Below are 24,227 nucleotides of genomic sequence, written 5' to 3'. Positions count from 1 at the left end.
TGAAAGGTGCCATCAGTGTCCCAGGACGACCAGACAACGGACGGGCGGGAAGGGCTGTCGGTCACGGCGGACCTTCCCCCCGAACCGCTCAGTACCAGGACCCCGAGCACCGACCGGGTGGTGTTCGGAGTCACGGCGGTCCTCACCCTCGCCTTCGTCGTCTGGGGCGCGACCGCCACCGACTCCCTGGAGACCGTCTCCGGCAAGTTGCTCACCGGGCTGATCCACAACGGCGGCTGGGCCTTCATACTGGCCGCGTCCGCCTTCGTCATCTTCGCCCTGTGGCTGGCCGTCAGCCGGTACGGGAAGATCTGCCTCGGCCAGGAGGGCGAGAAGCCGGAGTTCCGGACCATCTCCTGGATCGCGATGATGTTCAGCGCCGGTATGGGCATCGGGCTGATGTTCTGGGGCGTCGCCGAGCCCCTCGCCCACTTCCGCACCCCGCCGCCGGGCACCGACCCCGCCGCCTCGGCCGAGGCCATGCAGACGGCGATGGCCACCACGCTCTTCCACTGGACGTTGCACCCCTGGGCCATCTACGCCGTGGTCGGGCTCGCCATCGCCTACAGCGCCTACCGGATGCGCAGGAGGCAGACGATCAGCGCGGTCTTCGAACCGCTGATCGGCAAGCGCCATGCCTACGGCGGCGTCGGCCGCGTCATCGACATCCTGGCCATCTTCGCCACCCTGTTCGGCTCCGCGGCCTCCCTCGGCCTCGGCGCGCTCCAGATCGGCAGCGGCATCCAGGAACTGGACTGGCTGGAGAAGGCGGGCACCGGACTTCTCGTCACCGTCATCGCCGTGCTGACCGTCGCCTTCGTCGCCTCCGCGGTCTCCGGCGTCGAGAAGGGCATCCAGTGGCTGTCCAACATCAACATGGTGCTGGCCCTCGTTCTCATCGTGTTCGTCTTCATCGCCGGTCCCACGATCTTCGTGCTCGACCTGGTGCCCACCTCCCTCGGCGCGTACATCACCGACCTGGGACAGCTCGCCGGACGCACCGAGGCGACCGGCGGCGGTGACGTGGCCGACTGGCTCGGCAGCTGGACCGTCTTCTACTGGGCCTGGTGGATCTCCTGGACTCCCTTCGTCGGCATGTTCATCGCCAGGATCAGCCGTGGCCGCACGATCCGTCAGTTCGTCGGCGGCGTCATCCTGGTGCCCAGCACCGTCAGCCTGATCTGGTTCGCCGTCTTCGGCGGCTCGGCCATGAAGCTGGACGAGGCCGGGAAGCTCGGTGGCGCCGACACCCCGGAGGCGCAGCTGTTCGGCGTCCTCCAGGAGTTCCCGATCGCCACGTTCACGAGCATTCTGGTGATGGTCCTGGTCGGCATCTTCTTCGTCTCCGGAGCCGACGCCGCCTCCATCGTCATGGGCACCCTCTCCCAGAAGGGCGTCCTCGAACCGAGCAAGTTGGTCGTGATCTTCTGGGGCGTCGTGACCGGGGCCGTGGCCGCGATCATGCTGCTCATCGGCGACGGCAAGGAGAACGCGCTCCAAGGGCTGCAGAACCTCACCATCCTGGTGGCCGCCCCCTTCGCCGTCGTCATGATCGGCATGTGCGTGGCCCTGATGCGGGACCTGCGCAAGGACCCGCAGATCGTCCGCCAGGAGTTCGGCGTGGAGGCGGTCGAGTCCGCGGTGATCGAGGGGCACGCCAAGTACGACGGCGACTTCGAGATCCGCATCGGCCCCGGGACCACGACCATCACGGACGAACGCCACCGGCCCGACACCACCGGATCGGGCTCCACGGCCACGGAGAAGCGCCCCTCCGACTGACCGGGGAACCTCCGTCCTTTCCGTACCCGAACCGGAGCCCGCGACCGCCGACAGGCCGCGGGCTCCGGTACGTCGTGTCCCTCGCATCACCGGGTGGGCCCGGCACACGGCAGGTATCCGCGCACCACCGGACGGTTCCGCTCCCGCCGGGCCCGCGCGCAGCAACCGGCGGGCCCGCGCAACAACCGCCGGGCCCGCGCGCACCATCACCCTGCGGGCCCGTGCCCGGCCCCGGTCAGCCCACCAGCGCCGCCGCCGCCCGCGCGCACCCCCAGGCCACGGTCACGCCCGCGCCGCCGTGCCCGTAGTTGTGCACCAGCAGACCGCCGCCCGGCAGCGCCTCCGCCTCGATCCGCACCCCGGCCTCCCGCGCCGGGCGCAGCCCCACCCGGTGCCCGAGCACCCGGGCCCCGGCGATCTCCGGCCGGATCCGCGCACACCGCGCCACGATCTCCCGCGCCGTCCCCGGGTCGGGCTCCGTGCGCGGATCGTCCACCTCGGCCGTACCGCCCAGCACCAGCCGGCCCGGCTGCGGGAAGAAGTACGTCGTCGCGGCCGACGCCGGGTCCGCCTCCGTGTACCACTCCTCGATCCCCGGGTTCTCCACCGCGACCAACTGCCCCCGCACCGGCCGCACCCCGGCGTCGGGCACCAGTTCGCGCGCCCCGAGCCCCGTGCAGTTCACCACCACCGGGCTCCGCTCCGCCGCCTCGCCGAACCCCGTCACCGCCCGCCGCTCCACCGTGCCGCCCGCGGCCGCGAGCCGCCGCTCCAACCACGCCAGATGGACGGGCATGTCCAGCAGCGGCAAGGTCACCCGCAGCCCTTCGGGCACTTCCACGGCGTCCTTCAACCCGGCCGACCAGTCGCCCAGCACCGCGAGCCGCTCCCCGCCGTGCAGCCCCGCCACCCGCCGTACGCCGGTCTCCTCCGGGGCGCCCGACAGCTCCTCGTAGACCGCCAGCGTCGCCAGCGACCAGTCGCCCACCCGCTCCGCCGGCTCGATCCGGTACGGCCACCACAGGGCCCCAGCCACCGCCGACGTCGTCGCCCCGGCCGGATCGCGCGACCAGACCCGCACCCGCAGCCCGCGCTCCGCCAGTGTCACGGCGGTGGTCAGACCGACGACCCCGCCGCCCACCACGATCACATCCGCCATCACGGTCACTCCTGTCCCATCGGTGCACCCGGTCGCTGCGTGGACGCTAACGGAAGCCGGAAACCGGAGGCCAGGGGGCACGAGGTGATGGGCATGGGCCCCGGCGACCAGGGGGTGTCCCGCGGATCATGACCGGGGCTCTAGGATCGACACCCTGATGACTGCCACTCTCGTCGCCAAGGACCTCGCCGCCGGACACGGCGACCGCACGCTCTTCGCCGGGCTCGACCTCGTCGTCGCCCCGGGTGACGTGATCGGTCTCGTCGGAGTCAACGGCGCCGGCAAATCCTCCCTGCTCCGGCTGCTCGCCGGGCTCGACCGCCCGGAGGAGGGCGAGCTGCGGCTCTCCCCGCCCACCGCCACCGTCGGCCACCTCCCGCAGGAGCCCGAGCGCCGTGACGGCGAGACGGTGTCCGCGTTCCTGGCCCGCCGCACCGGCGTCGCCGACGCCCAGCGGACGATGGACGAGGCGACGGAGGCCCTGGTCGCGGGCGCCCCGGGCGCGGACGACGCGTACTCCGAGTCCCTGGAGCGCTGGCTCGCCCTCGGCGGCGCGGACCTGGAGGAGCGGGCCGAGCAGGTCGCCGCCGAGCTGGGCCTGACCGTGGGCCTCGACCGGCCCATGACCGCGCTCTCCGGCGGACAGGCCGCCCGCGCCGGACTCGCCTCGCTGCTGCTGTCCCGCTACGACGTCTTCCTGCTCGACGAGCCCACCAACGACCTCGACCTGGACGGCCTGGAGCGCCTGGAGCGCTTCGTGTCCGGCCTGCGCGCGGGCACCGTCGTCATCAGCCACGACCGCGAGTTCCTGATGCGTACGGTCACCAAGGTGCTGGAGCTGGACCTCGCCCAGCAGCAGATCAACCTGTACGGCGGCGGCTACGCGGCCTACCTGGAGGAGCGGGAGACCGCCCGAAGGCACGCCCGCGAGGGCTTCGAGGAGTACGCCGACAAGAAGGCGTCCCTCGAAGCGCGCGGCCATATGCAGCGCTCCTGGATGGACAAGGGCGTCAAGAACGCCCGCCGCAAGGCCACCGACGGCGACAAGCTCGGCCGCAACGCCCGCAGCGAGGCCAGCGAGAAGCAGGCAGCGAAGGCCCGCCAGACCCAGCGCATGATCGAACGCCTCGACGTCGTCGAGGAGCCGCGCAAGGAGTGGGAGCTGCGGATGGAGATCGCCTCCGCCCCCCGCTCCGGATCCGTCGTCGCGACCCTGCGCGACGCCCGCGTGGTGCGCGGCGACTTCTCCTTCGGCCCTGCCTCGCTCCAGATCGACTGGGCGGACCGGGTCGCCATCACCGGGGCCAACGGCGCCGGCAAGTCCACGCTGCTGGCCGCCCTGTTGGAGCGGCTTCCGCTGGACTCCGGGAACGCCACGCTCGGTTCGGGCGTCGTCGTCGGTGAGGTGGACCAGGCCCGGAAGCTGTTCCTCGGCGCGCAGTCGCTGCTGGACGCGTTCTGCGCGGCCGTGCCCGACACGGAACCGGCCGAAGTCCGCACGCTGCTCGCCAAGTTCGGCCTCCGCGCCGACCATGTGATGCGCCCGGCGACCAGCCTGTCCCCGGGCGAGCGCACCCGCGCGGCCCTCGCCCTGCTCCAGGGCCGGGGCGTCAACCTCCTGGTGCTCGACGAGCCGACGAACCACCTGGACCTGCCCGCCATCGAGCAGCTGGAGGCGGCCCTGGAGACGTACACGGGCACCCTGCTGCTGGTCACCCACGACCGGCGGATGCTGGAGGCGGTCCGCACGACCCGGCGCATCGAGGTGGCCGCCGGCCAGGTCAAGGAAGTCTGAGCCGGGTCAACGGCAGTGGGGGCGGGCCGCACACAGCAGACCGCCCCCACCTCCGTCCGTCTCAGCGCCCCCGGCCGCCGCCCCGCTTCGGGTCGGTCAGCCCGGCCCGCCGCAGCGCGTCCGCCATGGCGCTGTTCGCCGGAGCCGGGGCCCCCTGGCCCTGCCGGGACGCACCGCCACCACCGCGCCGGTCCCGGCCGCCGCCGCCCTGCCGGACCTGGCCGCCACCGGACGGCTGCCCCTGGCCGTGCCCCTGGCGCTGCTTCGGGGGACGGCCGCCGCGCTCGCCGCGGCCCTGCTGCCCGTCGCCGGGGCCGCCGCCCGCGCCCGGCTCGTCGTCGAGACGAAGCGTCAGCGAGATCCGCTTGCGCGGCCCGTCGACGTCCATGACCTTGACCTTCACGATGTCCCCGGGCTTCACGACGTCGCGCGGGTCCTTCACGAACGTCTTCGACAGCGCCGAGACGTGCACCAGACCGTCCTGATGGACGCCGACGTCGACGAACGCGCCGAACGCGGCCACGTTGGTCACCACGCCCTCCAGCACCATGCCGGGCTCCAGGTCGCCCAGCTTCTCGACGCCCTCCTTGAAGGTCGCCGTCTTGAACGCCGGACGCGGGTCGCGCCCCGGCTTCTCCAGCTCCTTGAGGATGTCCGTCACGGTCGGCAGCCCGAACATGTCGTCCACGAAGTCCGCGGCCCGCAGGGCGCGCAGGGCCTCCGCGTTGCCGATCAGCGAAGCCACCTCGCTGCCCGCGCTCTTCCCCATCCGCCGCACCACCGGGTAGGCCTCGGGGTGCACGCTGGAGCCGTCGAGCGGGTCTTCGCCGTCGCGGATCCGCAGGAAGCCCGCGCACTGCTCGTACGCCTTCGGGCCGAGCCGCGCCACGTCCTTGAGTGCCTTGCGGGACCGGAAGGGCCCGTTGGAGTCCCGGTGGGCGACGATGTTCTCCGCGAGCCCCGAGCTGATCCCCGACACCCGTGAGAGCAGGGGCGCGGACGCGGTGTTGACGTCCACGCCGACCCCGTTCACACAGTCCTCGACGACCGCGTCCAGTGAACGCGACAGCTTCACCTCGGACAGGTCGTGCTGGTACTGCCCGACGCCGATCGACTTCGGGTCGATCTTCACCAGCTCGGCCAGCGGGTCCTGGAGTCGCCGGGCGATGGAGACGGCGCCGCGCAACGACACGTCCATGTCCGGCAGTTCCTGCGAGGCGAACGCGGAGGCGGAGTACACCGAGGCGCCCGCCTCCGAGACCATCACCTTCGTGAGCTTCAACTCCGGCTGCTTGTCGATCAGTTCACCGGCGAGCTTGTCCGTCTCACGGGACGCGGTGCCGTTGCCGATGGCGACCAGGTCGACCGCGTGCTCCTTCGCGAGGTGCGCGAGCTTCGCCAGTGCCTGGTCCCACTTGTTGGCGGGCACGTGCGGGTGGATCACGTCGGTGGCCACCACCTTGCCGGTGGCGTCGACGACCGCGACCTTCACCCCCGTACGGAATCCGGGGTCCAGGCCCAGCGTGGCCCGCGTCCCGGCCGGGGCGGCGAGCAGCAGATCGCGCAGGTTCGAGGCGAAGACCCGCACCGCCTCGTCCTCCGCCGCCGTGCGCAGCCGCAGCCGCAGGTCGATGCCCAGGTGCACCTGGATCCGGGTCCGCCACGCCCAACGCACGGTGTCACCCAGCCACTTGTCGCCGGGGCGGCCCCGGTCGGCGATCTCGAAGCGGCGGGCGATCATGTTCTCGTACGCGGAGGGGCCGGGCCGCTCGGCGGCCTCCGGCTCCTCCGGTTCCAGGACCAGGTCCAGGACGTTCTCCTTCTCGCCGCGCAGCATCGCGAGCACCCGGTGCGAGGGCAGCGCGGTGAACGGCTCCGCGAAGGAGAAGTAGTCGGCGAACTTCGCGCCCGCCTCCTCCTGGCCCTCGCGCACCTTCGCCGCCAGCCGGCCGCGCGTCCACATGCGCTCGCGCAGCTCGCCGGTCAGGTCGGCGTCCTCGGAGAACCGCTCGGTCAGGATCGACCGGGCGCCGTCCAGGGCGGCCGCCGCGTCCGCGACGCCCTTGTCGCCGTCCACGAACGCGGCGGCCGCCGCGAGCGGATCGACCGACGGATCACCGAGCAGGCCGTCCGCCAGCGGTTCGAGCCCCGCCTCCCGGGCGATCTGCGCCTTCGTCCGCCGCTTCGGCTTGAACGGCAGGTAGATGTCCTCCAGGCGCGCCTTGGTCTCGGCGGCCCGGATGCTCGCCTCCAGCGCGGCGTCGAGTCTGCCCTGCTCGCGTACGGATTCGAGGATCGACGTACGCCGCTCCTCCAGCTCCCGCAGATAGCGCAGCCGTTCCTCCAGCGTGCGCAGCTGCGCATCGTCGAGGGATTCGGTCGCCTCCTTGCGGTAGCGCGCGATGAACGGCACGGTCGATCCGCCGTCGAGCAGCTCGACGGCCGCCCTGACCTGTCGCTCACGTACGCCGAGCTCCTCGGCGATCCTGCCTTCGATGGACGTCGTCACGGTTTTCCCGACTCGCCTTCTCGTACTGGCTGTGCTGGCCGTGCTCGTGTCGCGATGAGCACGTTCTTGCTTGCCGGGGGTGTCCCCCCTGGCCTGCATTGTGCCGGGTGGCCGGGGGCGGTGTCGCGTGACCTCGGCGAACACGCCCGGAGCCCCTGGCGTGTGCGAGGGCTCCGGGCGGTGCGGGGTCAGCCCCGACCGGTCGCCGAGGCCGGGAACGCCCCCGCGGCGGCGGCCGTGAAGAGGAAGCCGCGTCCCAGTTCGGTGAGCCGCTCCACGCCTTCCGCGCCCAGGTGTTCGTACGGGGCGGTGTCCATGCGGTCCGTCGCCTCCTCGACCTCCGCGCGCAGCGCCGTGCCCGCCTCGGTCAGTGCCGGCTCCTCGCCGTCGGCCAGCAGCCCGCGCTCCCGCAGCCGGCCGGACGCAACCTCCCAGTCGGTGCGCCGCCAGCCCCGGGAGGACAGGAGCCAGCGGATCGCCATGCCCTTGCCGGTGGCCGTGTGGCTGACGAGGGACTCCAGCGGGTCCAGGCCGGCCGCGAGCAGGGCGGCGAGGTGCGCGTCGCCCCGGTGCTCGCGCAGCAGGGTCGCGGCGTGCCAGAACGCCAGGTGCGGCTCCTTGGGCACCGGCAGCTCCGCGTGCGCGGCGTAGAGCGGGCGGGCGTGCGGGGTGCAGGCCTCGGTGGCGCGCAGCGCGAGCCGGGCCGCCTCGGCCATCGCGTCGGAGGCGATGACCTCCTCGCCGAGCAGCCGGCGCAGCGTCGTGTCCGCCGCCCGGAGCCGGGCCCCGAGGACCACCTCGGGGGAGGCGGTCTCCCAGACGGCGGGCACATGCCGGGCGACCAGCGCGGGGTTGAAGCTGTAGAAGGTGGCGCTGACGGTCCCCGCCCCGACCGCGCCGAGTGCGGCGGCCCGGGTCGCGAAGTAGACGGCGCTCTGGTCCTCGATACCTATCTTCGCCATCTCCGCGCCCAGGTCGGGGGAGAAGAAGAGGCAGGAGTGCAGGGGGTTGACGGCGTTGTGGCAGCGGCGCTCCGCGCGGGCCGAGAGAGTACTCATATCAACACGTTACCGACTGGTCGGTACGGAGTGGAACCCCGGGGGGCGGAACGATCCACCAGGACAGGCCCTACGACCGGGCCAGGCCAGCTCCAGGGCGGGGCCGGGGAAAGTCCGGCGCGGGCCGGGGCCGGGTCGATGGCAGGAAAGGTGGGGTACTCGTCATTGCGGCCATCGCCGCCCACCGCCCAGGATGGCGCATGTGCAGCAACGAACCGTGCTCGTCGTCCTCTTCGACGGCATCCAGAGTCTCGACGTCACCGGCCCGGTGGAGGTCTTCGCCGGAGCCTCCCGGGCGCCGGGCGTCTCCTACGACCTGTGGACCGCCTCGCTCGACGGCGGGCCCGTCCGCTCCTCCAGCGGCCTGACCCTGATGCCCGACAGCAGCCTCGCCGACGCGCCCGCTCCGCACACCCTGCTGGTTCCCGGCGGGCACGGCACCCGGGGCTCCCACCCGGAGCTGACCGGCTGGCTGCGCGAGCACGCGCCACGGGCGGAGCGGCTCGTCTCCGTGTGCACGGGCGCGCTGCTGCTGGCCGAGGCGGGCCTGCTGGACGGACACCGGGTCACCACCCACTGGAACTACTGCGAGCAGTTGGCCAGGGACTACCCGGCCGTTCACGTCGATCCCGAACCGATCTTCGTACGGGACGGGCGGCTGGCCACCTCGGCGGGCGTCACCGCGGGCATCGACCTCGCCCTCGCGCTCGTCGAGGAGGACCACGGGCGGGATCTCGCGCTGGAGATCGCCCGGCATCTCGTGGTGTTCCTGCGCCGCCCCGGCAACCAGGCCCAGTTCAGCGCCCAGCTGTCCGTCCGGACAGCTCGGAGCGAACCGCTGCGCGAGGTCCAGCACTGGATCACCCAGCACCCCGACGCCGACCTCGGGGTCGACGCCCTCGCGGCCCGCGCCCGGCTCTCGCCCCGGCACTTCGCCCGCGCGTTCCGGGCCGAGACCGGAACAACCCCGGGGCGGTACGTCGAGCGCGTCCGCCTGGAGCACGCCCGCCGGCTCCTGGAGGACACCGCCGAGGGCGTCGGGCGGGTCGCCCGCGCCAGTGGATACGGCACCCCGGAAGCCATGCGCCGTGCCTTCGTGAAGACCCTCGCGACGGCGCCGGCCGAATACCGCCGCCGCTTCCGCACCCCCGCCTCCAGCACCTGAACCGCACCGTCCGACCGAACCGAGAGGCAGCTCCCGTGCAGATCGCCATCCTGCTCTTCGACCGTTTCACCGCCCTGGACGCGGTGGGCCCGTACGAGATCCTCAGCCGTGCGCCCGGCGCCGAGCCCGTCTTCGTCGCGACACGGACCGGCCCCGTCCGCAATGACAGCGGGAGCCTCTCGCTCGTCGCGGAGAAGACCCTCGCCGAGGTGCCCTCCCCGGACCTGGTGATCGTCCCGGGCGGCCCCGGCCAGGGCGACCAGATGGAGAACGAGGCCCTGCTGGGCTGGCTGCGCTCGGCCGATGCCACCAGCACCTGGACGACCTCCGTCTGCACCGGGTCACTGCTGCTGGCCGCCGCCGGGCTCCTGAAGGACAGGCGGGCCACCTCGCACTGGCTGGCGCTGGAGGCGCTGAGGGGGTTCGGCGTCGAGCCCACCGGGGAGCGCGTCGTCCTCGACGGCAAGTACGTCACCGCCGCCGGGGTCTCCGCCGGCATCGACATGGGGCTGACCCTGCTCGGCCGGATCGCGGGCGACGACGTGGCGCGCTCGGTGCAGCTGCTCACGGAGTACGACCCGAAGCCGCCCTACGACTGCGGGTCGCCGGAGAAGGCCCCCGCGGCCCTCGTCGAGGAATGGCGGGCCAGGAGCCGTCACATCACCCGGTAGACCTCGCGGTCCAGGTGAACCGGGGCGCGCGCCGCTCCAGGAAGGCGGCGGCGCCCTCCGCCGCGTCACCGCTGCCCCGCGCCTCGGCGGCCCAGTGGGCGTCCCGGTCCGTCCGACCCCCGGCGAAATCCTTCGCCGCGGCCTGGGTGAGCAGGGACCGGGACGCCAGGACCCGTACGTACTCCTCGACCCGGTCGTCCAGGCCGCCGGAGGGGAGCACCTCGTCGACCAGGCCGGTGCGCAGCGCCCGTTCCGTGCCGATCAGCTCGCCGGAGAACAGCATGTGCTTGGCCGTGGCGGGACCGACGAGGGCGACCAGCCGCCGGGTCGAGGAGGCGGGGTAGACGATGCCGAGCCTGGCCGGGGTGACCCCGAAGGAGGCCCCCTCCTCCGCGAACCGCAGATCGCAGGCGGCGGCGAGCTGGGCGCCGCCGCCCACGCAGTAGCCGCGCACCGCGGCCACTGTCGGCAGGGGGAACGCGGCGAGCGCCTCCTCGGCCGCCACCGCCAGGCCCTGGGCGGTGCCCGCGCCCTCCCGCAGCGTGGAGATGTCGGCGCCGGCGCAGAAGGTGTCCCCGGTTCCGGTCAGCACCAGAGCCCGGACCGCCGGATCGGCCCCGAGCCGCTCCAGCAGCTCCGGCAGGCTCCGCCACATCGCGGTGGTCATCGCGTTGCGCTTGGCGGGGTTCGCGATCACGACCGTGGCGACGCCGCGCTCGACGGACGAGATCAGGCGGGGTTCCGAGGGGTCCATGCGCCGGATGCTATCCGGCGGGTTCGAACCTATGATCAAGAAGGGGTCGCGGGGCGGGCACGCACCGTAAGGAGTCGTCGATGAACGAATCCACCGCCGAGGGCCGGAAGCTCAGCCGCAGTTTCGGCTGGCTCGCGCTGCTCGGCACGCTGCTGGTGATCGCGGGCGTCATCGGTCTCGTCTACACCGGCGTCGCCACGCTCACCTCGATGCTGCTCTTCGGCTGGCTGCTGCTCGTCGGTGGCCTGGTCGGGCTGCTGCACGCGATCGAGTCACGCGGGACGAACTACTTCTGGCTGGGCGTGGTGGTCGCGGCCCTCAACATCGCCGCGGGCGTCGTCGTCATCAAGCACCCCGAGGGCACGGCCGAGGCACTGACCATGTTCGCCGCCCTGCTCTTCCTGACCGGCGGGGTCTTCCGGCTGGTCGGCAGCGTCGTGGTGCGTGGTCCGCAGATGGGCTGGACGCTGCTGCAGGGCGCCTTCGGGCTGCTGCTGGGCCTGCTGGTGCTGTTCGACTGGCCGCACAGCAGCCTCTACGTCCTCGGCTGCTTCTTCTCGCTGGCCCTGCTGTTCGACGGGCTCGGCCTGATCGCCATCGGCGTGGGCGGCCGGCGCATCGTGAGCATGGTCTCGGAGCGGCTCGATGAAACCGCCCCGCCCTCGGAAGACCCGATCAAGTCACCAGAAGACGAGCGGAAATAGTCCCCGAGTCGTCAAGATCATGCATGTTTGGTCAAACAGCGCCGATACCGGGCTACTTCCGATCAGTGGCACGGGCCGGACCAGGCCATTCCCAACACTCTTTACTCGACGGTCAGTGCAGTGCGAGTGAGAGCTGGTGCCGGACGATGGAGAGCCTCGGGAGTGCCCCTGCCGACCCCGTGTCGTACGAGGGGGTGTGGCGCTTCACCGCCCTGGCCGTGGACGCGTCCGTGCCGAGCGCCCGGCACGCGGTACGTGACCTCCTCGACCGGCAGGGCGTGCCGATCGAGGACGACATCCTCCAGGGGCTCCTGCTGATCGTCTCGGAGCTGGTCACCAACGCCGTCAAGCACGCGGCGCTCCTCTCGCCCGAACTGGCCGTCGAGGTGGCCATCGCCGCCGACTGGGTCAGGGTCTCGGTCGAGGACAACCACCCCTACCGCCCCACCGCGCTGGAGACGGACTACGCGCAGACCGGCGGCCGGGGCCTGCTGCTGGTCAAGGTGATCACCGCGGAGGCGGGCGGCACCTGCGACGTCGAGCACACCGCGAGCGGGGGAAAGATCATCTGGGCGGCGCTGCCCTTGAAGACGCAGCTCTGACCGCCCCGTACGGATACGAGCGGGGGTTCACCAGCCCGCGGAGGGGCCCGTCAGCTCACGGATCGCCGGCCGTGCCGCGTCCAGCACCGTCATGAACCACGCCGAGAACGGCGCCCGCGCGTGGCGCTCCGCCAGCTCCGCCGCCGTCACGAAGGCCGTCTCCCCGACCTCCTCGGGGTCCGGCTCCGGCGCCGTCTGCGCCATCCCCACGAACAGGTGGTTGAACTCCTGCTCCACCAGCCCCGACACGGGGTCCGGGTGGTTGTAGCGGACCGTTCCGGCCTCGGCCAGCAGCGAGGGGGAGAGTCCCAGCTCCTCGTGCGTACGCCGGGCGGCGGCCGCGAACGGGGCCTCGCCCGGGTAGGGGTGCCCGCAGCAGGTGTTCGACCAGACACCGGGGGAGTGGTACTTGCCGAGCGCCCGGCGCTGGAGCAGGAGCCGCCCCTGCTCGTCGAAGAGGAACACGGAGAACGCGCGGTGCAGCTGCCCGGGGGCCTGGTGGGCCGCCAGCTTCTCCGCGGTGCCGATCGTGGTGCCGTTCTCGTCGACCAGTTCGAGCATGATCGCTTCTGCGGTGCCGTTCGACGAGCTGTGCGTCGCGGTGGCTGGTGTGGTCGGCATACCCATCCTTCGCTTTGGTCCCCGGCCTCGTGCGCCGGGCCCCTGGAGTCCGGTCAAGTCTGCCGTACAAAAGCCGCTTGTCCGCACTGCGGGTCCGGGCATGTCCGCCCCGCCGCGCCCCCGGGGCGCGGCGGAGCGGACGGAGCGTCAGACCCCGAAGGCCGCCGGGTAGCGGATGACGCCCGCCGGAACAGGGACGGAATCGTCCAGTACCAGGGCCATCATCGCCTCGTCAGGCACCTCGAAACCCGGCCGGATCCCGTAGCGCGAGGCCGGCACGAAACCGAAGCGCGGGTAGTACTCGGGATGACCGAGCACCAGCACCAGCGCCTCACCGCGCATGCGGGCGGCGTCCAGCACCGCCCGCACCACGGCCTGCCCCGCACCCTGCCGCTGGTACGCGGGAGAGGTGGCCACCGGGGCCAGGGCGAGCGCCGGGGCGTCGCCGACCCGGCAGCGGGTGAGCAGCGCGTACGCCGCCGGTGAACCGTCCGGGGCCTCGGCGATACGGCCGAGCTCCGGCAGCCAGGCCTCGGAGTCGGCCCGCAGGGCGTCCACGAGGTCCGCCTCGCCCCGGGTGGGGAACGCGGCCGTGTTGACCGCGTGCACGGCCGCACGGTCCTCCGGTGTCTCCGGACGGGTCCTCCACCGCGGATCGGCGGGGCGCAGCACATACGCGGCGTAGCCGTACTCCGTGCCGTGCTCCCGCCGCACCGCCAGCTCCTCACGGGTGGCCGCGAGTGCCCCCTCCATACCGGGAGTGCCGGGATCGGCGCTCCCGACCCGTTCGGCGAGCGGTACGTAGTACTCGTCCCAGTCGCTCTCGGGCTGGAGCAGCACGGCGTCGACCGTGCAGCCGGCGGCGACGGCCGCCGCGGTGGTCTCCGGCAGGGTGCGCAGGGAGCCGTTGCGCTCCCAGAAGTCGCGCGCCCCGGCGGACGGCGCGTCCGTGGTCCAGACGCAGTCGGAGATCATCATCGCGCCGCCCGGCGCCAGCAGGCGCTGCCAGTCCCGGACGGCGGTGTCGAATCCGATGCAGTACGCGGAGCCCTCGGCCCAGATCAGGTCGAAGGAACCCGCGGGGAAAACGGGCCCGGTGAGGTCGCCCATGTCCGCCTTGACGGTACGGACGCGTTCCCCGAGGCCCCGGGCCCCGGCCGCCTCGCGCAGCTCGTCCAGGAACGGCTGGTGCAGGTCGACCGCGGTCACCTCGGCGCCCGCCTCGGCGGCGAGCAGCAGAGCGGCCCGGCCGGGACCGCAGCCCAGGTCGAGGACGCGCGGGCGGTCGGGCAGCGGGCCGGCGAGAGCGAGCAGCCGACGCGTGGTCGCGTCGGAGCCGGGGCTCTGCCGGGGAAGACGGTGGTGCAGGGTGAAGAACGCCTCGGTGCGCGAGGCGTCGTCAGTGTGGTCGGTCAACGTGGGAACCCTTGGGTGTGAGGGCTCCGACCCGATCCGGGAGAAGAGTGGACCTAGCCGGAAACCCGGGAGATGAGGAAGGACCGATTGCCGCGCCGGTAAGGCGTCGTCGCGACCGTCATCAACCTCAGCTCCTCTCGAGAAGGGTCCCGGTGTCACCGAGTTCCGCTCCACCGTGAGACTCGAACGTCTCAGCGAAACCACCCTAGCACCCACGCTCGGCCCGCACTCGGGACGCCTCAGTGGCAGAGCCGCGCCTCGTGCACCGCGTGACCGCTCGGCTCCAGCTGGAAGGTGCAGTGCTCCACGTCGAAGTGGTCCCCGAGGCAGCCCTGCAGCTCGTGCAGCACCTTCTCGTGCCCTATCGAGTCGAGCATCTCCTGGCGCACCACCACATGGGCGGAGAGCACCGGCATCCCCGAGGTGATCGTCCAGGCGTGCAGGTCGTGGACGCCCAGGACCCCGGGAAGCTCCGTGATGTGGGCCCGTACCTCCGCCATGTCCACACCCTTGGGCGCCGCCTCCAGCAGCACGTTCAGGGTCTCCCGCAGCAGCTTCACGGTCCGGGGGACGATCATCAGACCGATCACCAGGGAGGCGATCGGGTCGGCCGGCTGCCAGCCGGTCGCCATGATGACGCCCGCCGAGATGATCACGGCGAGCGAGCCCAGGGTGTCGGCCAGCACTTCCAGATAGGCGCCCCGCACATTGAGGCTCTCCTGCTGCCCGCGCGTCAGCAGGGAGAGGGAGACGATGTTGGCCACCAGGCCGACGGCGGCGAACGCGATGGCCAGGCCGCCCTTCGTCTCGGCCGGGGTGATGAACCGCTCGACCGCCTCGAAGACCAGATAGCCGCCGACCCCCAGCAGCAGCAGACAGTTCGCGAGCGCCGCCAGGATCTCCGCGCGGGCGAAGCCGAAGGTGCGGTTCGGCCCGGCCGGACGGTTGGCGAAGTGGATGGCGAGCAGCGCCATCCCGAGCCCCAGGGCGTCGGTGGCCATGTGGGCGGCGTCCGCGATCAGGGCCAGCGAGTCCGAGAGCACGCCGCCGACGATCTCCATGACCATCACGCTCAGCGTGATCCCCAGGGCCACCCGGAGCCTGCCCCGGTACGCGGCGGCCGCCGTGCCCGTCGGAGGCGGTCCGCCGTGTGTATGCCCGTGATCGTGGCCAGCCCCCATGCGAAACGCCTCCAGGTCCCTGCGACGCACCGGGGCGAAACCGCCCCGACGAGGCCAGTGAACTACGGGTGGGGGGTATCGGGCAACACGGCACTGAACACCGTTGTCATTGGCCCTGACCTGCGGAAACGTTCCGCAGGTCAGGGCGTTGACACGATCACCGACGCCACCCGTGACCGATCACGAACGCGCCTCGGGGTGGCGCAGGCACCAGCCCTCCCAGGCCGACTCCACCATCTCGCGGACGCTCCGCCGCGCCGCCCAGCCCAGCTCCTCGGTGATCCGCGCGGACGACGCCACCGCCGTCGGCGCGTCACCGGCCCGGCGCGGCTCGACCACCGGCGTGAGGGCGTGGCCGGTCACCTCGCCGATCACCTCGGCCAGCTCCCGGACCGAGACGCCCTCGCCCCGGCCGACGTTGAGCGTCAGCTCACCGGCGCCCGCTCCGTCCAGCCGCCGGGCGACGGCGAGATGCGCCTCCGCCAGATCGGCGACATGGATGTAGTCACGGACACAGGTGCCGTCCGGCGTCGGGTAGTCGTCACCGAAGATCCGCGGGGCCTCGCCGCGCGTCAGCCGCTCGAACATCATCGGCACGATGTTGAAGACCCCGGTGTCCGCGAGTTCCGGTGCGGCGGCGCCGGCCACGTTGAAGTACCGCAGACAGGCGGTCGAGAGCCCGTGGGCCTTCCCGGTGGCCCGCACCAGCCACTCACCGGTGAGCTTGGTCTCGCCGTACGGGTTGATCGGGAGACAGGGGGTCTCCTCCGTGATGAGGTCCACGTCCGGTACGCCGTAGACGGCCGCCGAGGACGAGAAGAGGAAGCGCGGCACCCCCGCCGCGACCACGGCCTCCAGCAGCACGGCCAGTCCGGCCACGTTCTCCCGGTAGTACAGCAGCGGCTTCTCCACGGACTCGCCGACCTGCTTCTTCGCCGCGAGATGCACCACACCGCTCACCGCGTGGTCGGCCAGCACCCGGTCCAGCAGGGCCCGGTCGGAGGCCGAGCCCTCCACCAGCGTGACGGCGTCCGGCAGCCGGTCCACGATGCCGCTTGAGCGGTCGTCGAGCACCACGACCCGCTCGCCCGCCGCCACCATGGCCCGTGCCACGTGTGCCCCGATGTATCCCGCCCCGCCTGTGATCAGCCAAGTCATGACCGACACCCTAAGCCGCCCACCCACCGGCGGTTTGTGGCCCGGGCCCCCGATCGATGATGATGATCGCCAACGCCGCCCGGGCCCGCGGGTCCACCCGTACAGCGCGCAAACGGGCGGTGAACTCGGTCTTCCGTTCATCCGATAGCCTCAGCCGACACGCCGCCGGCCCGCCTCGTGGCCGTGCCGCCGTGTGTCGTCCACGTCAGTGCCAAGGAGTGAGTTCGTCTGTCGACCGCCATTCTCACCGGTACGCCGGTACCCGGGTCGTCGCTCGCGGACGATCTACGGTCCCTGGGCTTCGACGTGCAGACCGCCGCCGACGCCGCTGACGCCGCGGCCCTCCTCGCCGCCGTCCCGGCAGGCCGCCGGGTCGCCCTCGTCGACCCGCGCTTCGTCGGGCACGTCCACGCGCTGCGGCTCGGGCTGACCGACCCGCGCTTCCCCGCCGCCACCGTCCCCGGCGCGCTCACCGCCCAGCCCGAGGCGCGCGGAGCCCTGCTGCGCGCCCTGGACCGCACCGCCACCGCGGTCGGCGCGGGTGCCCCGGTCGTCGAGCCGGGGGCCGACCCCGCGCCCGAGGACCGCACCGTCCCCGGCCGGATCGCCGTCGCGCTGGAGGCCGAGGGCATCCCCGTACAGCGCCCCGCCCTCGGCTCGCTCGTCGCGGCCGTCCCCACGGATCCGGAGCAGCAGGCCGCCGCCGAGGCGAGCCTCGCCTCGGTCGACGACGAGGCGGTACGGCTGCGCAACGCGGTGAAGGCCCACGACGGGTTCTTCACCACGTATTGCATCAGCCCCTACTCCCGCTACATCGCCCGCTGGTGCGCCCGCCGCAACCTCACCCCGAACCAGGTCACCACCGCCTCGCTGATCACCGCGCTCATCGCGGCGGGCGCGGCGGCCACCGGAACCCGGGGCGGCTACGTCGCCGCCGGAATCCTGCTCCTGGTCTCCTTCGTGCTGGACTGCACCGACGGGCAGCTCGCCCGCTACTCGCTGCGGTACTCCACGATGGGCGCCTGGCTGGACGCCACCTTCGACCGGGCCAAGGAGTACGCGTACTACGCCGGGCTCGCCATCGGCGCCGTACGCGGCGGCGACGACGTGTGGGTCCTGGCGCTCGGCGCGATGGTCCTCCAGGCCTGCCGCCATGTCGTGGACTTCTCGTTCAACGAGGCCAACCACGACGCGGTCGCCAACACCAGCCCCACCGCGGCCCTCTCCGACAAGCTCGACAACGTCGGCTGGACGGTCTGGGTGCGGCGGATGATCGTGCTGCCGATCGGCGAGCGCTGGGCCATGATCGCCGTGCTCACCGCGCTCACCACCCCGCGCATCGTCTTCTACGCCCTGCTCGTCGGCTGCTCCCTGGCCGCCTGCTACACCACGGCCGGCCGCCTGCTGCGCTCGCTGACCCGCAGAGCCGGCCGCACCGACCGCGCCGCGCGGGCACTCGCGGACCTCGCCGACTCGGGGCCCCTCGCCCAGGGCGTCGCGAGGGTCGCGCCGGGCCTCCCGGGCGCGTTCACGGCTCCGGCCGTCGCCCTGCTCGGCACGCTGGTCATGATCGGCGGCGCCCTCCTCCTCCCGTACGGCAGCTGGCTCACCGTCGCCGCGGCGACGGTGTACGTGGTCCTCTCCGGCCTCGCCGTCGCCCGCCCCCTCAAGGGCGCGCTGGACTGGCTCGCGCCGCCGTTCTTCCGGGCCGCGGAGTACGTCACGATCCTGGTGCTGGCGGCCCGGAGCGACGTACCGCACGCCGTTCCGGCGGCCTTCGGGCTCGTCTCGGCCGTCGCCTACCATCACTACGACACGGTGTACCGCATTCGCGGAGGCACCGGCGCGCCGCCCCAGTGGCTGGTGCGGACGATCGGTGGACACGAGGGCCGCACCACGCTGGTGGCCGTCCTCGCCGCCGTACTCACCCACACCTCAGGTTTCACCACGGCCCTGACCGCGCTCGCGGTCGCCGTGGCTCTGGTGGTGCTCGTGGAGTCCATCCGCTTCTGGGTGTCCTCCTCGGCCCCCGCCGTACACGACGAAGGAGAACTCGCATGATCGGCCTCGTACTGGCAGCCGGTGCAGGACGACGTCTGCGCCCCTACACGGACACGCTTCCCAAGGCGCTCGTCCCTGTCGACGGCGACAAGACGGTCCTCGACCTCACGCTCGCCAACTTCGCGGAGGTCGGACTCACCGAGGTCGCGATCGTCGTCGGCTACCGCAAGGAGGCCGTCTACGCCCGCAAGGCCGAGCTGGAAGCGACCTACGGCGTCACCCTCACGCTCATCGACAACGACAAGGCCGAGGAGTGGAACAACGCCTACTCCCTGTGGTGCGCCCGTGACGTCATCAAGCGCGGCGTGATCCTCGCCAACGGCGACACCGTGCACCCGGTCTCCGTCGAGAAGACCCTGCTGGACGCCCGCGGCAGGGGCCAGAAGATCATCCTCGCCCTGGACACCGAGAAGGTCCTCGCCGACGAGGAGATGAAGGTCATCACGGAGGAGGGCAAGGGCGTCCAGCGCATCACGAAGCTGATGGACCCGGCCACCGCGACCGGCGAGTACATCGGCGTCACCCTCATCGAGGCCGAGGCCGCCGAGGAGCTGGCGGACGCGCTGAAGACCACCTTCGAGCGCGACCCCGACCTCTACTACGAGGACGGCTACCAGGAGCTCGTCAACCGCGGCTTCACCGTCGACGTGGCCCCCATCGGCACCGTGACCTGGGTCGAGATCGACAACCACGACGACCTCGAGAAGGGCCGTGAGATCGCGTGCCAGTACTGACCCGGCTCATTCCGTCCCCGGTCGTCGTCGACATCCGGCGCGGCGCCATGGACGATCTGGCGGGTCTCCTGGCCGATCAGCGCATCTCCTCCTCGGGCAAGCTCGCCATCGCGATCAGCGACGGCTCCGGGCGCGCCCTGCGGGAGAGGCTCGCCCCGGTCCTGCCGGGAGCCGACTGGTATCCGGTGTCCGACGGAACGATCGACTCGGCGGTGAAGCTCGCCGACGGCATCAAGGGCAACCGGTACGACGCCGTCGTCGGCCTCGGCGGCGGCAAGATCATCGACGTGGCGAAGTACGCCGCGGCGCGGGTCGGCCTGCCCATGGTCGCCGTCGCGACGAACCTCTCGCACGACGGCCTGTGCTCGCCGGTCGCGACGCTCGACAACGACAACGGGCGCGGCTCCTACGGGGTCCCCACCCCGATCGCCGTGGTCATCGACCTCGACGTGATCCGTGAGGCGCCCGCCCGCTACGTCCGTTCCGGCATCGGCGACGCGATCTCGAACATCTCCTGCGTCGCCGACTGGGAACTGGCCCACGAGGTCAACGGTGAGGAGATCGACGGCCTCGCGGCCGCGATGGCCCGCCAGGCGGGCGAGGCCGTGCTGCGCCACCCCGGCGGGGTCGGCGACGACGCCTTCCTGAAGGTGCTGGCCGAGGGGCTCGTGCTCACCGGCATCTCGATGTCGGTCGCGGGCGACTCCCGCCCGGCCTCCGGCGCCTGCCACGAGATCAACCACGCCTTCGACCTGCTGTTCCCCCAGCGCGCGGCCAGCCACGGCGAGCAGGTCGGCCTCGGCGCCTGCTTCGCCATGCATCTGCGCGGTGCCCGCCAGGAGTCCCTCCTGATGGCATCGATACTGCGCCGCCACGGTCTGCCGGTCCTGCCGGAGGAGATCGGGTTCAGCGTCGACGAGTTCGTCAGGGCCGTCGACTACGCGCCGCAGACGCGTCCGGGACGCTTCACGGTCCTGGAGCACCTCAACCTGTCCACCGACCAGATCAGGGACGCGTACGCCGACTATGCGACGACCATCAGTAGCTGAACTCCGTCCGGTCGTTCACCCCCCGGGGGTGAAGGACCGGCGCAGCGGCGAGCACTGGGCCGGGCGCATGTACATGCGCGAGGTCTCGCTGCGCGTGGACCGCTACCTGGTCAACACCCGCGTCTCGCCGAACCAGGTCACCTACGTGATGACGCTGGCCGGGGCCCTGGCAGCCCCGGCGCTGCTGGTCCCGGGCGTCTGGGGCGCCGTGCTCGGCGTGGTGATGGTCCAGCTCTACCTGCTGTTCGACTGCGTGGACGGCGAGCTGGCCCGCTGGAAGAAGCAGTACTCGCTCAGCGGGGTCTACCTGGACCGGGTCGCCGCCTATCTCTGCGACGCGGCGGTGCTCGTCGGCCTCGGCCTGCGCGCCGCCGACGTCTGGGGCGAGGGCCGGATCGACTGGCTCTGGGCCTTCCTCGGAACCCTCGCCGCACTCGGCGCGATCCTCATCAAGGCCGAGACGGACCTGGTCGGCGTGGCCCGCCACCAGGGCGGGCTGCCACCGGTCAAGGAGGCGGCGTCCGAGCCGCGCTCCTCCGGCATGGCGCTGGCCCGCCGCGCGGCCGGGGCACTCAAGTTCCACCGGCTGATCCTCGGCATCGAGGCCTCGCTGGTGATCCTCGTGGTGGCCGTGATCGACGCGATCGGTGGCGACCTCTTCTACACCCGTCTGACCGTCGCGGTGATGGCCGGCATCGCGCTGCTGCAGACCCTGCTGCACCTGGTGTCCGTCCTGGCGTCCAGCAGGCTGAAGTGACCTTTCCCATGAAACTGGGCGCGGTGGTCATCACCCTGGGCAACCGCCCGGAGGAGCTCCGCGCCCTCCTCGATTCGGTCACCGCCCAGCACGGTGACCGGATCGAGGTCGTGGTGGTCGGCAACGGAGCCCCGGTCCCCGACGTGCCCGCCGGGGTGCGCACGGTGGAACTGCCCGAGAATGTGGGCATCCCCGGCGGCCGCAACGTCGGCATCGAGGCGTTCGGCCCCTGCGGCGCCGACGTGGACGCGCTGCTCTTCCTGGACGACGACGGGCTGCTCCCGAACCGGGACACCGCCGAGCTGTGCCGGCAGGCGTTCGCGGCGGACCCGAAGCTCGGGATCGTCACCTTCCGGATCACCGACCCGGACACGGGCGCCACCCAGCGGCGGCACGTGCCCCGGCTGCGGGCCGCCGACCCGATGCGCTCCTCGCGCGTGACCACGTTCCTGGGCGGCGCCAACGCCGTACGCACCCGGGTCATCGCCGAGGTCGGTCCCCTGCCGGAGGACTTCTTCTACGCCCACGAGGAGACGGACCTGGCCTGGCGGGCGCTGGACGCGGGGTGGATGATCGACTACCGCGCGGACATGGTGCTGAACCACCCCACCACCGCCCCCTCCCGGCACGCGGTCTACCACCGCATGGTCGCCCGCAACCGGGTCTGGCTCGCCCGCCGCAACCTGCCTGCCCCACTCGTCCCCCTCTACCTGGGGGTCTGGCTGCTGCTGACCCTGGTCAGACGTCCCTCGGCCCCCGCGCTGAAGGCCTGGTTCGGCGGATTCCGGGAAGGCTGGAGGACCCCCTGCGGACCCCGGCGCCCGATGAAGTGGCGTACGGTGTGGCGGCTGACGAGGCTGGGCCGACCTCCGGTCATCTGAGAGGCTTTCCTCTGAGAGCATGAGGCGTATTTTCTTTCCGGAACCTGTCCGCCTGAGCCGCGCCCGCGACTGGCTGCGCGTGAAGACGAGAGTTTCAACTTGTGAGTGACACGACCCACGACGGTGGGGTAGCCCTCGGGACCCCGCCGTCCGCCGACGAGGGCCTCGACGCGGCCCAGCTGGCCGCCAAGTACGGCCTGACCGTGAGCGGCGCCAGGCCGGGGCTGTTCGCATACATGCGACAGCTCTGGGGACGACGCCACTTCATCCTGGCCTTCTCCCGGGCGAAGCTGACCGCGCAGTACAGCCAGGCCAAACTGGGCCAGCTGTGGCAAGTGGTCACGCCCCTGCTGAACGCCGCGGTCTATTACCTGATCTTCGGGCTGATCCTGGGAACCAGGGAGGGGATCTCCCACGACGTCTTCGTGCCGTTCCTGGTCACCGGCGTCTTCGTCTTCACCTTCACCCAGAGCTCGGTGATGGCGGGCGTCCGCGCGATCTCCGGCAACCTCGGACTGGTCCGGGCCCTCCACTTCCCCCGGGCCTCGCTGCCCATCTCCTTCTCGCTCCAGCAGCTCCAGCAGCTGCTGTTCTCGATGATCGTGCTGGTCGCGGTCGCCGTCATCTTCGGCAGCTACCCCTCGCTGTCGTGGCTGCTGGTGATCCCCGCCCTGATTCTCCAGTTCTTCTTCAACACGGGCCTGGCCCTCGTCATGGCGCGGCTCGGCTCCAAGACCCCCGACCTCGCGCAGCTGATGCCGTTCGTCATGCGGACGTGGATGTACGCCTCGGGCGTCATGTTCTCCATCCCGGTGATGCTCAAGGACAAGCCGGCCTGGATCGCGGACGTCCTGCAGTACAACCCGGCGGCGATCTACATGGACCTGGTCCGCTTCGCCCTGATCGACGGGTACGGCTCCGAGAACCTGCCGGACCACGTCTGGGCCGTCGGCGTCGGCTGGGCCGTGCTGCTGGGCGTCGTGGGATTCGTGTACTTCTGGAAGGCAGAGGAACGGTACGGCCGTGGCTGAGGACAACGCACAGGGGCGCATCCCCACGGTGATCGCCGACGACGTGCACATCGTGTACCGGGTCAACGGCACGGGCGGCGGACGGGGCAGCGCCACCGCCGCGCTGAGCCGCATGATGCGGCGGGGCAAGGGCGAGCCGCGCGGCGTCCGGAAGGTGCACGCCGTGCGCGGTGTCTCCTTCACCGCCTACCGCGGCGAGGCCATCGGCCTCATCGGCACCAACGGCTCCGGCAAGTCGACGCTGCTGCGCGCCATCGCCGGCCTGCTGCCGACCGAATCCGGTCAGGTGTACACGGACGGCCAGCCCTCGCTGCTCGGCGTGAACGCCGCGCTGATGAGCGATCTGACCGGTGAGCGCAACGTCGTGCTCGGCGGACTGGCGATGGGCATGAGCCAGGACGAGATCCGACAGCGCTACCAGGACATCGTGGAGTTCTCCGGCATCAACGAGAAGGGCGACTTCATCACCCTGCCGATGCGGACGTACTCCTCCGGCATGGCCGCCCGGCTGCGCTTCTCCATCGCCGCCGCCAAGAACCACGACGTCCTCATGATCGACGAGGCGCTCGCCACCGGCGACCGCAAGTTCCGCGTCCGGTCCGAGGAGCGGATCCGCGAGTTGCGCAAGGAGGCGGGCACCGTCTTCCTGGTCAGCCACAACAACAAGTCGATCAGGGACACCTGCGACCGCGCGCTGTGGCTGGAGAAGGGCGAACTCCTGATGGACGGTCCCACCGAGGAAGTCCTCAAGGCGTACGAGCGCGAAACGGGCAAGTAGCCCGCGCGCGTTCCGCGGCCCCCGCCGGACCGGTCCGGCGGGGGCCGCGCGGTGCCCGGCACCGCGCCGACCGTCCGCAGTACAGGCCCGGCGGTGATCTCCTCCCGGCGGATGACGTCAATTCCGCCACGCGCGGGGAAGGTTGACGGAAACGGCCGGGAAGCGGCGGTGGGCCCTCCACCCCGCCGACCCCTTGTGAGCTGTACAACGTAAGCTGTAGTGGTGCTGATTCATGGCAAGTAGGGCGATACGCCCCGGCACCGGCCGCTCTGCCGCAGTGCACTCGGAAGACCGAGCGGCGTGTCCGAAAAGGGTTGTTTTGGATCAGCAGTGTAGAACGGGAGATGTGACGGCAATGACG

Annotated in this window: 21 protein-coding genes; 13 read left to right on the top strand and 8 right to left on the bottom strand. The window is 71.8% G+C overall.

Features of this window, described 5'->3' with window-relative positions; all coding sequences use genetic code 11:
* The first annotated feature begins 15 nt into the window (after positions 1-15).
* Positions 16-1,782: a BCCT family transporter gene (locus tag AC3CH1_RS03925; RefSeq protein WP_488461563.1), complete on the top strand. Its 1,767-nt coding sequence runs from the start codon at positions 16-18 to the stop codon at positions 1,780-1,782.
* A 235-nt stretch (positions 1,783-2,017) separates the two neighbouring features.
* Here the strand turns inward: AC3CH1_RS03925 and AC3CH1_RS03920 are convergent, their stop codons facing one another.
* Positions 2,018-2,941 carry an FAD-dependent oxidoreductase gene (locus tag AC3CH1_RS03920; RefSeq protein WP_488461562.1) on the bottom strand — a complete coding sequence of 308 codons (924 nt, stop codon included), beginning with the start codon at positions 2,939-2,941 and terminating at the stop codon, positions 2,018-2,020.
* Between the two features lie 157 nt (positions 2,942-3,098).
* On the opposite strand from AC3CH1_RS03920, the gene AC3CH1_RS03915 reads away from it, so the two are divergent.
* A complete protein-coding gene (locus AC3CH1_RS03915; RefSeq protein ID WP_488461561.1) occupies positions 3,099-4,736 on the top strand; it encodes an ABC-F family ATP-binding cassette domain-containing protein in 1,638 nt (545 codons plus the stop codon).
* Positions 4,737-4,797: 61 nt separating this feature from the next.
* On the opposite strand, the gene AC3CH1_RS03910 is transcribed toward AC3CH1_RS03915, so the two are convergent.
* Together AC3CH1_RS03910 and AC3CH1_RS03905 are read right to left on the bottom strand one after the other, a co-directional pair.
* Complete coding sequence (locus AC3CH1_RS03910) at positions 4,798-7,245, bottom strand: Tex family protein (RefSeq protein WP_488461560.1); 2,448 nt, start codon at positions 7,243-7,245, stop codon at positions 4,798-4,800.
* Positions 7,246-7,433: 188 nt separating this feature from the next.
* Positions 7,434-8,303 (bottom strand): SCO6745 family protein, encoded by an 870-nt coding sequence (locus tag AC3CH1_RS03905; protein WP_488461559.1) that lies wholly within the window; start codon positions 8,301-8,303, stop codon positions 7,434-7,436.
* A gap of 202 nt (positions 8,304-8,505) precedes the next feature.
* Here AC3CH1_RS03905 and AC3CH1_RS03900 point away from each other — a divergent pair, with 202 nt between their 5' ends.
* A complete protein-coding gene (locus tag AC3CH1_RS03900; protein ID WP_488461558.1) occupies positions 8,506-9,468 on the top strand; it encodes a GlxA family transcriptional regulator in 963 nt (320 codons plus the stop codon).
* Positions 9,469-9,503: 35 nt separating this feature from the next.
* Positions 9,504-10,139 (top strand): DJ-1/PfpI family protein, encoded by a 636-nt coding sequence (locus AC3CH1_RS03895; protein ID WP_488461557.1) that lies wholly within the window; start codon positions 9,504-9,506, stop codon positions 10,137-10,139.
* Here AC3CH1_RS03895 and AC3CH1_RS03890 read toward each other — a convergent pair.
* On the bottom strand, positions 10,129-10,893 hold the full coding sequence (locus tag AC3CH1_RS03890; protein ID WP_488461556.1) for an enoyl-CoA hydratase/isomerase family protein: 765 nt from the start codon (positions 10,891-10,893) through the stop codon (positions 10,129-10,131). The two genes, AC3CH1_RS03895 and AC3CH1_RS03890, sit on opposite strands and share 11 nt — an antisense overlap.
* An 80-nt stretch (positions 10,894-10,973) precedes the next feature.
* Here AC3CH1_RS03890 and AC3CH1_RS03885 point away from each other — a divergent pair, with 80 nt between their 5' ends.
* Together AC3CH1_RS03885 and AC3CH1_RS03880 are read left to right on the top strand one after the other, a co-directional pair.
* Positions 10,974-11,597, top strand: a complete 624-nt coding sequence (locus AC3CH1_RS03885; RefSeq protein WP_488461555.1) for an HdeD family acid-resistance protein — start codon at positions 10,974-10,976, stop codon at positions 11,595-11,597.
* Between the two features lie 146 nt (positions 11,598-11,743).
* Positions 11,744-12,199 carry an ATP-binding protein gene (locus AC3CH1_RS03880; protein WP_265598055.1) on the top strand — a complete coding sequence of 152 codons (456 nt, stop codon included), beginning with the start codon at positions 11,744-11,746 and terminating at the stop codon, positions 12,197-12,199.
* Between the two features lie 27 nt (positions 12,200-12,226).
* Here AC3CH1_RS03880 and idi read toward each other — a convergent pair whose 3' ends face one another.
* From idi to galE, 4 genes are all read right to left on the bottom strand, one after another.
* Positions 12,227-12,820: an isopentenyl-diphosphate Delta-isomerase gene (gene idi / locus AC3CH1_RS03875; protein WP_360729335.1), complete on the bottom strand. Its 594-nt coding sequence runs from the start codon at positions 12,818-12,820 to the stop codon at positions 12,227-12,229.
* 147 nt (positions 12,821-12,967) lie between these two features.
* Positions 12,968-14,236: a GNAT family N-acetyltransferase gene (locus AC3CH1_RS03870; protein ID WP_488461554.1), complete on the bottom strand. Its 1,269-nt coding sequence runs from the start codon at positions 14,234-14,236 to the stop codon at positions 12,968-12,970.
* Between the two features lie 239 nt (positions 14,237-14,475).
* Entirely contained in the window at positions 14,476-15,417 is a 942-nt protein-coding gene (locus AC3CH1_RS03865) for a cation diffusion facilitator family transporter (RefSeq protein ID WP_488461553.1), read from the bottom strand.
* 180 nt (positions 15,418-15,597) lie between these two features.
* Positions 15,598-16,575 carry a UDP-glucose 4-epimerase GalE gene (galE, locus tag AC3CH1_RS03860; protein WP_488461552.1) on the bottom strand — a complete coding sequence of 326 codons (978 nt, stop codon included), beginning with the start codon at positions 16,573-16,575 and terminating at the stop codon, positions 15,598-15,600.
* A gap of 306 nt (positions 16,576-16,881) precedes the next feature.
* On the opposite strand from galE, the gene AC3CH1_RS03855 reads away from it, so the two are divergent.
* The 7 genes from AC3CH1_RS03855 to AC3CH1_RS03825 all read left to right on the top strand — a co-directional run bounded on the left by AC3CH1_RS03855 (position 16,882) and on the right by AC3CH1_RS03825 (position 23,866).
* Positions 16,882-18,636 (top strand): DUF5941 domain-containing protein, encoded by a 1,755-nt coding sequence (locus AC3CH1_RS03855; RefSeq protein ID WP_488461551.1) that lies wholly within the window; start codon positions 16,882-16,884, stop codon positions 18,634-18,636.
* Entirely contained in the window at positions 18,633-19,370 is a 738-nt protein-coding gene (locus AC3CH1_RS03850; protein ID WP_488461550.1) for a phosphocholine cytidylyltransferase family protein, read from the top strand. Before AC3CH1_RS03855 ends, AC3CH1_RS03850 begins: the two co-directional genes overlap by 4 nt.
* On the top strand, positions 19,358-20,419 hold the full coding sequence (locus tag AC3CH1_RS03845; protein WP_050362121.1) for an iron-containing alcohol dehydrogenase family protein: 1,062 nt from the start codon (positions 19,358-19,360) through the stop codon (positions 20,417-20,419). Before AC3CH1_RS03850 ends, AC3CH1_RS03845 begins: the two co-directional genes overlap by 13 nt.
* Entirely contained in the window at positions 20,397-21,176 is a 780-nt protein-coding gene (locus AC3CH1_RS03840; RefSeq protein WP_488461549.1) for a CDP-alcohol phosphatidyltransferase family protein, read from the top strand. Before AC3CH1_RS03845 ends, AC3CH1_RS03840 begins: the two co-directional genes overlap by 23 nt.
* Positions 21,177-21,184: 8 nt before the next feature.
* Positions 21,185-22,057, top strand: a complete 873-nt coding sequence (locus AC3CH1_RS03835) for a glycosyltransferase family 2 protein (RefSeq protein WP_488462138.1) — start codon at positions 21,185-21,187, stop codon at positions 22,055-22,057.
* A 101-nt stretch (positions 22,058-22,158) separates the two neighbouring features.
* Positions 22,159-23,088 (top strand): ABC transporter permease, encoded by a 930-nt coding sequence (locus tag AC3CH1_RS03830; protein ID WP_403752565.1) that lies wholly within the window; start codon positions 22,159-22,161, stop codon positions 23,086-23,088.
* Positions 23,081-23,866 (top strand): ABC transporter ATP-binding protein, encoded by a 786-nt coding sequence (locus AC3CH1_RS03825; RefSeq protein ID WP_003964853.1) that lies wholly within the window; start codon positions 23,081-23,083, stop codon positions 23,864-23,866. Before AC3CH1_RS03830 ends, AC3CH1_RS03825 begins: the two co-directional genes overlap by 8 nt.
* The last annotated feature ends 361 nt before the right edge of the window (positions 23,867-24,227 follow it).

Source organism: Streptomyces sp. MGP-P1 (assembly GCF_057766565.1).
Note: the sequence above shows the minus strand (reverse complement) of the source record. Positions and strands in the feature narration are given on the sequence as shown.

What these genes read in the sequence shown, in the direction of transcription:
- AC3CH1_RS03880 (WP_265598055.1), top strand. Translation starts at nt 11,744, where the DNA reads ATGGAGAGCCTCGGGAGTGCCCCTGCCGACCCCGTGTCGTACGAGGGG.
- AC3CH1_RS03840 (WP_488461549.1), top strand. Translation starts at nt 20,397, where the DNA reads ATGCGACGACCATCAGTAGCTGAACTCCGTCCGGTCGTTCACCCCCCG.
- AC3CH1_RS03885 (WP_488461555.1), top strand. Translation starts at nt 10,974, where the DNA reads ATGAACGAATCCACCGCCGAGGGCCGGAAGCTCAGCCGCAGTTTCGGC.
- AC3CH1_RS03865 (WP_488461553.1), bottom strand. Translation starts at nt 15,417, where the DNA reads ATGGGGGCTGGCCACGATCACGGGCATACACACGGCGGACCGCCTCCG.
- galE (WP_488461552.1), bottom strand. Translation starts at nt 16,575, where the DNA reads ATGACTTGGCTGATCACAGGCGGGGCGGGATACATCGGGGCACACGTG.
- AC3CH1_RS03920 (WP_488461562.1), bottom strand. Translation starts at nt 2,941, where the DNA reads ATGGCGGATGTGATCGTGGTGGGCGGCGGGGTCGTCGGTCTGACCACC.
- AC3CH1_RS03835 (WP_488462138.1), top strand. Translation starts at nt 21,185, where the DNA reads ATGAAACTGGGCGCGGTGGTCATCACCCTGGGCAACCGCCCGGAGGAG.
- AC3CH1_RS03905 (WP_488461559.1), bottom strand. Translation starts at nt 8,303, where the DNA reads ATGAGTACTCTCTCGGCCCGCGCGGAGCGCCGCTGCCACAACGCCGTC.
- AC3CH1_RS03915 (WP_488461561.1), top strand. Translation starts at nt 3,099, where the DNA reads ATGACTGCCACTCTCGTCGCCAAGGACCTCGCCGCCGGACACGGCGAC.
- idi (WP_360729335.1), bottom strand. Translation starts at nt 12,820, where the DNA reads ATGCCGACCACACCAGCCACCGCGACGCACAGCTCGTCGAACGGCACC.
- AC3CH1_RS03890 (WP_488461556.1), bottom strand. Translation starts at nt 10,893, where the DNA reads ATGGACCCCTCGGAACCCCGCCTGATCTCGTCCGTCGAGCGCGGCGTC.
- AC3CH1_RS03850 (WP_488461550.1), top strand. Translation starts at nt 18,633, where the DNA reads ATGATCGGCCTCGTACTGGCAGCCGGTGCAGGACGACGTCTGCGCCCC.